This is a genomic window from Pantoea sp. MHSD4 (assembly GCF_021043305.1).
In the GTDB taxonomy this organism is placed as follows: Bacteria; Pseudomonadota; Gammaproteobacteria; order Enterobacterales; family Enterobacteriaceae; genus Pantoea; species Pantoea eucalypti.
The window spans coordinates 1-3,949 of sequence record NZ_JAJNDH010000021.1; the positions used below are offsets into that span (position 1 = coordinate 1).

6 protein-coding genes and 1 pseudogene are annotated in these 3,949 nt (G+C 44.5%); 6 read left to right on the plus strand and 1 reads right to left on the minus strand.

Features of this window, described 5'->3' with window-relative positions:
- From LQK91_RS21805 to LQK91_RS21830, 6 genes and pseudogenes are all read left to right on the plus strand, one after another.
- A pseudogene (locus tag LQK91_RS21805) lies at window positions 1–328 on the plus strand (RHS repeat-associated core domain-containing protein); the annotation flags it as partial.
- A 6-nt stretch (window positions 329–334) separates the two neighbouring features.
- Window positions 335–745 carry a hypothetical protein gene (locus LQK91_RS21810; RefSeq protein WP_231001684.1) on the plus strand — a complete coding sequence of 137 codons (411 nt, stop codon included), beginning with the start codon at window positions 335–337 and terminating at the stop codon, window positions 743–745.
- Between the two features lie 14 nt (window positions 746–759).
- Window positions 760–1,029 carry a hypothetical protein gene (locus LQK91_RS21815; RefSeq protein WP_008926138.1) on the plus strand — a complete coding sequence of 90 codons (270 nt, stop codon included), beginning with the start codon at window positions 760–762 and terminating at the stop codon, window positions 1,027–1,029.
- 439 nt (window positions 1,030–1,468) lie between these two features.
- On the plus strand, window positions 1,469–1,627 hold the full coding sequence (locus LQK91_RS21820) for a hypothetical protein (RefSeq protein WP_231001685.1): 159 nt from the start codon (window positions 1,469–1,471) through the stop codon (window positions 1,625–1,627).
- A gap of 310 nt (window positions 1,628–1,937) precedes the next feature.
- Window positions 1,938–2,900 (plus strand): hypothetical protein, encoded by a 963-nt coding sequence (locus LQK91_RS21825; protein ID WP_008926140.1) that lies wholly within the window; start codon window positions 1,938–1,940, stop codon window positions 2,898–2,900.
- Entirely contained in the window at window positions 2,900–3,481 is a 582-nt protein-coding gene (locus LQK91_RS21830; RefSeq protein WP_105100187.1) for a hypothetical protein, read from the plus strand. Before LQK91_RS21825 ends, LQK91_RS21830 begins: the two co-directional genes overlap by 1 nt.
- Before the next feature lie 110 nt (window positions 3,482–3,591).
- On the opposite strand, the gene LQK91_RS21835 is transcribed toward LQK91_RS21830, so the two are convergent.
- A partial coding sequence (locus tag LQK91_RS21835) for a hypothetical protein (protein WP_231001686.1) occupies window positions 3,592–3,949 on the minus strand: 358 nt, incomplete at its 5' end.

Below are 3,949 nucleotides of genomic sequence, written 5' to 3' on the forward strand. Positions count from 1 at the left end.
TGTGGAAAGCCCGGAGATTTACTGGTTCCATAACGCGGCCAACGGGATGCCGGAGCTGCTGACTGACGGTGAAGGGCAAAAAGCCTGGGAAGGAATTAACAGCCCGTGGGGCAAGCTGCTGCGCGAGTCCAGCGAAAGAGTTCCGGTGGTGAAGCAGAATCTGCGTATGCAGGGCCAATACCTGGATCGGGAAACCGGACTGCACTACAATCTGTTTCGTTATTATGACCCGGACAGTGGACGGTTTACCCAGCAGGACCCGATAGGGCTGGCTGGCGGGCTCAACCTTTACCAGTATGCGCCGAATGCGCTGGGATGGGTGGATCCTTAGGGTTTGAGTAGGTGTAGTCTTAAAGGAAAGTATAAAGAAATTGATAAGGCAGAATTACCTGATTGGATAAGGGATTCTTTCAAAGATGGAGAATATAAAACAGTTTTAACAACTGAGGATGTGACCTTGTATCGCGTTTTTGGTGGTAATGCGAAAATAGATGGCTCATTTGTTGGTACATCTCCGGCGCTGAATAAAATTCAGGCGAAAATAGATGCTGCACTTTTACCGGAATGGAAAAATACCAGACAATTCGAGGCAACTTTAAAAATCCCGAAAGGAACGATTCTTCAGATTGGGAAAGTTGAGAAGCAGATTATGAAATCTGGTGCAGTTCTTGAGGGTGGGGTGGACCAGATACTGCTTCCGCACGGATATCCTGTCAGTTGGATAACTGATGTTAGATTTTTATAATTGAGAAATTAACTATGAACAAGCAACAACTATTGGTTGAAATAGATAAGACATCTTCTTACATAGAAGGAGTTATGAATGGCGAAAATAAAGGGAGGTTAATAGTATTTATTGATGAGTTGAAGTTGCTTAAAGTTAAAGTTATGAATAACAGTATTATGAATAATCCTTTAAGAGGTTTTCCGCGTCGCTATGCTGAGATGTATAACGATTACCTCCATGCAATAACGGATGTAATGAGCAAAATTGAAAAGTCTGTCGATGCATATTTGGATAGCAACTAATTCTTGCTTTAGTATTAATGGCTTTGCCTTAATGAAAAGAGGTGGGCGAATCCTGTGGTTGCGCTTATACCTTTTTATATTGTTGTATACTTAGTAAAATAAGAGAGTGCTTTAACTAAGTTTTATTGGCTTTGTTTCTTTTTACTGACTAGAATGTGATAGTTGTCACTTTATTCTAATTAGATTGGAAATTGTTATTCTTAAATTAAATATAATTATAAATAATCTTACATCCATTGTTTACTACAGTATGATCAGCATCCATGATATGGTGCTGTAAATATCCAACAGATGTATGCTGGTCATAGGGCAATAGAGTTCGATAAAATCGATATTTTACCGGAGAGAGAATGATAGATTTTTTTCCTACAGTGAGGTTTTAGATTTTCTTGAAACATTCTTCCAAAAAAGGATTAAAAATGAAGAGTATCGTGAGGAGATGAACGCTATCATTGATGGTAGTCGTAAAAATAAAACAGTTTCAATACGGGCTATAGATGTTTGTTTTATGAATTATCGTAAGGTTATGGGTGATTTTAGTCTTCCTACAGATGAGGAGATGGAAATCTGGAAGCAGTTATTTAATTTTTGGCAGTGATGCTTGAATTAATTCAAGTGAATGTCGAGTTGTGCTTCGCTTTACAGTGGGTATTTAATTGCCATGTTTAGATGATGATTATTTTTAAAATATTTTCTTCATATGGAATGCAAGTCCTCTATTAGGGCTTTTGAGTCAAAGTTGAGTAATGGAATGGCTGTTTTTTTGTGCAATCAAAAAAGGTAAGCTTGTTATTATATCACCTGCATAATGATATGAAGTTTTGGTGCGGTAACAATGGTTTTTCCATTTCGCATTTCAATATCTAAAAAACTCTCTTTTTACCCTGTTGAGCCTATAAGGAGATAAAATGAACCTGCCAGGAATGAATCCCGAAAATAACTTACCGGGTTATGACATCGCGAGACTAACCGGTTATGGGGCACCTGATTTTGATTTCAAAGCGCTGGGTGCAGCAATGGATTGTACCCGGGAGTTTTATCAGGCTGGCATCATCTATGCAGATGGCGCACAGCGTTATCTTGTCCGGCCTGGTCAGCGTCATCCTAATGGCCAAAGTGGTATCGTCACACATCTTATTGTGACCAAAACGCCTAAGCAAGCCACAGCGTCTGATACGGGCAAGTCACTGAGCGAAGCAGTCAGCGCGACCTCAATGGGCACGGAGATTGCCTCGACCGTTCTTTCCTGTGGTGCCATGATTATCACCGCTGGCGTGGCGGTTATCGGTGCTTCAGCAACGCCGATAACGGCTGGCAGTAGCGGCGTGCTTGTCGCCATTGGTTATGCCGGTGCTGCGGCAACAGGTGTGCAGTGTATTAATGGTATCTACCGGGTTTATGATCTCGTCGAAAACGGTGGTGAAAACGTCGCGTGGCTGGACTCTCAGGAGTGGTACGTTGCCACTTCAACGTCTCTTGACCTTATTTCACTTGCCAGTGTGGGCGGTGCATTAAAAGAAGCCCTGGCAACATGGCGAGCGATGAAATCGGTCTCTTCTTTAAAAGCTACGGAGTGGCTCAGGAACTATCCAAGGCAGGACAGGGCGCGGCTTACTGAATTAATCATCAAGGCACAAAACCCGGGTATAACTAATAAAGAGCTCAAAGCCGCCATCCGTGCAGGACTTTATCCAAAACGTTTCCCTGTAGAGCCGGTGCAAAAAGAACTTGTTAAGCAACTCGCGCAGGTCGTCACCAGTGCAGCGGCTGTGGCAGGCAGTGCTGTCAGTGGTATCATTGCTGCTCCAGGTAACGTCCCGCGTACCGGACGCTACATCGTGGGAACAATCCAGTCACTGGCGGTAATTTAATGCAATTTTTATCATGGCTTATTGGACGTAATATCACTGAACTCCTGCAACAGGGGCGCGAAATAGATCAGGCAATCGCACGACAGGATGATTCCATACTTGCTCGTTCCACTTCAGAGCTTGAGCGCTATTTTAAACAGCCTTCTGAGTCGCTGCCCCGGCAAAACGGCTTCCCGGTTGCAATCGTGCTGATGCTGCTGCTGGTTGCATTTGCATTTAATCTGCTGACATTTCTGCACGCTTTACCTCCTCTGAGTCCACAGATACACGCGTTGAGTTTTTTTGTTCCCTCAATTGTTGTTATTGGCGCGATACTCACGTCCAGTTACCTGCTTGCGCGAGGCCATACAGCGGGTGTGGCGGGACTGGCTTATGTCTGTGCAATATTGCTTATATCGACTGTTTTACTCCTGAGCTACAGCGTTGTTACTGCTAGCCACTCGGGCCTGTGGCTGATTCTGGCACTCGCTGCTTTAGTGGGTGCTCGCTGGGTACTGAATGGGCAGGGTTTCGTCCTGTTTGCCATTTACTGCCGGACACAACGCCTTGCCAGCGTCGCCCGGCAGCGTCGCATGAAATAACCCATACGGGTCTGTAGTGCTGTTATCGCGGAATATCCATTCCGCGACTCTCGTCATACCATCCACTTTTCTCTCAAACCTTAGGCCTGAAACTAAAAGCCAGATGTAAGTTACTCCCTGGTGAGTATTGATGATGAGAATAGCTCTGCGATATTCAGGTTTCCCTGGCTTGATTTCGATTTAGGTAACAACCTCAACCCTGAAGAGTGCGACGATATCTTTTCAGCAGACATCATGTAACTACGATAATGCAGGTTGTTTGTTGCCTTATAATGACTTGCAGCCAGGTTTTGAGCAGTTGCGACGGGACAATGCAGGCAACCCATTGGATTGCCCCATACGGGTTCAGACATCATGCATAACCGCCGTGAACTATATCCGCTGGAAAAATGATATCCATGGTTATCACACCCGGGAAGGATGACGGTCAGACCCACTGGCACTTCCGTTACGAGGGTGAGCACCGTT